The 1374-nt window shown below is 73.4% G+C and carries 4 protein-coding genes; 1 reads left to right on the forward strand and 3 read right to left on the reverse strand.

What is annotated here, in order from left to right:
* Window positions 1-10: 10 nt before the first annotated feature.
* From MKL09_RS20430 to MKL09_RS20440, 3 genes are all read right to left on the reverse strand, one after another.
* Window positions 11-232, reverse strand: a complete 222-nt coding sequence (locus tag MKL09_RS20430) for a hypothetical protein (RefSeq protein ID WP_244023176.1) — start codon at window positions 230-232, stop codon at window positions 11-13.
* 114 nt (window positions 233-346) lie between these two features.
* Complete coding sequence (locus MKL09_RS20435) at window positions 347-577, reverse strand: hypothetical protein (protein ID WP_244023178.1); 231 nt, start codon at window positions 575-577, stop codon at window positions 347-349.
* A gap of 97 nt (window positions 578-674) precedes the next feature.
* Complete coding sequence (locus tag MKL09_RS20440; protein ID WP_409566954.1) at window positions 675-1301, reverse strand: sugar transferase; 627 nt, start codon at window positions 1299-1301, stop codon at window positions 675-677.
* Window positions 1302-1308: 7 nt separating this feature from the next.
* On the opposite strand from MKL09_RS20440, the gene MKL09_RS32380 reads away from it, so the two are divergent.
* Window positions 1309-1374, forward strand: a 66-nt coding sequence (locus MKL09_RS32380) for a sugar transferase (protein WP_409566955.1), incomplete at its 3' end; no start/stop codon positions are given.

Below are 1374 nucleotides of genomic sequence, written 5' to 3' on the forward strand. Positions count from 1 at the left end.
GCACCTTGTGTCAGGACCGTCGCGGTCTGGCGGTGTGTCGGGAGAGCCAGGCCCCGGCGCGGCACCACAGCCGATCCGGGAGCCGGTACAGCCGCAGCCCGCAGGCCATCCCGGCCAGCAGCAGCAGGACCAGATACGCCAGCCCGTTCAGCCAGAAGCCCGGCGGCGGCTCCGGCTCCGCCCGGTCGTACCAGAGCGGGTCGGCGTCCCAGTGCGGATCGTTCTCGTCCAAGACTGAACCCCTTGCGCCGCAAACCCGGGCGCGGCCCCACGGATGAGCAATTCGTTCACCAACCGGATCGCCCGGGACGCACCGATCGCCCGCGTCCTGCGGACCGTCTGCGCTTCACTGTTCGCCCGGCAGGGGCCGCAGCAGCGCGCCGAGCAGGAAGCCGAGCTGGCCGCAGACCAGCAGCGCCGCCCCGCGCCGCAGGCCGCCGCCGAGGCTGAGATGGTGGATGTGGAACCCGTAGGCGAGTTCCGTCGCCACGACCGGCAGGAACACCGGCAGCCCCCAGACCGACCCGAACCGCCCCAGGCCGACCCCGAGCAGCGCGTTCAGCAGAAGACCCTTCATGGCGATCCCGTCGGCGATCCCGTCTCGCACCGGCCCGGCGGCCCCGGTGCTCGTCCGCGCGCTGGGCTCCGGCCGCGCCGATCCCGGGCCCGTCGGGCTACTTGCTGCCGCGCTGGGCGAGCACCGCCGGGACGGTGCGCAGCATGATCGCGAGGTCCCGGCGCAGGCTCCAGCGGCTGGCGTAGTCCAGGTCCAGGGCGACGCGCTCGGCGTAGCTGGTGTCGGACCGGCCCGAGACCTGCCACAGCCCGGTCACCCCCGGCGGCACCGCAAAGCAGGTCGAAAACGCCCGGCCGTAGCGGGCGACCTCGGCCTGGACGATCGGGCGCGGCCCGACCAGGCTCATCTCGCCGCGCAGCACGTTCCACAGCTGCGGCAGCTCGTCCAGCGAGGTCTTGCGCAGCACCTGGCCGATGGCGGTGATCCGCGGGTCGTCGCTGAGCTTGTGCGTGGCGGCCCACTCGGCCCGGGCCCGCGGGCTGGCGGCCAGATGCGCGGCCAGCACCGCCTCGCCGTCGGTGACCATCGAGCGGAACTTCAGGCAGCCCAAGCCGCCCACGGCCCGGCTGAGCCGAGCGTCCCGGCAGCACGGCGGCCTTGAGTTCCGCTCGATGGCCATCGACGGCGAGGCCGTGCTTGCCACCCACCTCGCCGCCAGCCCCCAGGCCCGAGCCGAGTAGGCGGCCACGCACAAGCTCAGCGACGACCCGCGAATCACCGCCATAGGCCAGGTGCTGCGCAAGACCTCGCTCGACGAGCTGCCGCAGCTGTGGAACGTGCTGCGCGGGGAGATGAGC

This window comes from Methylobacterium sp. J-048 (genome assembly GCF_022829515.1).
Lineage (GTDB): Bacteria > Pseudomonadota > Alphaproteobacteria > Rhizobiales > Beijerinckiaceae > Methylobacterium.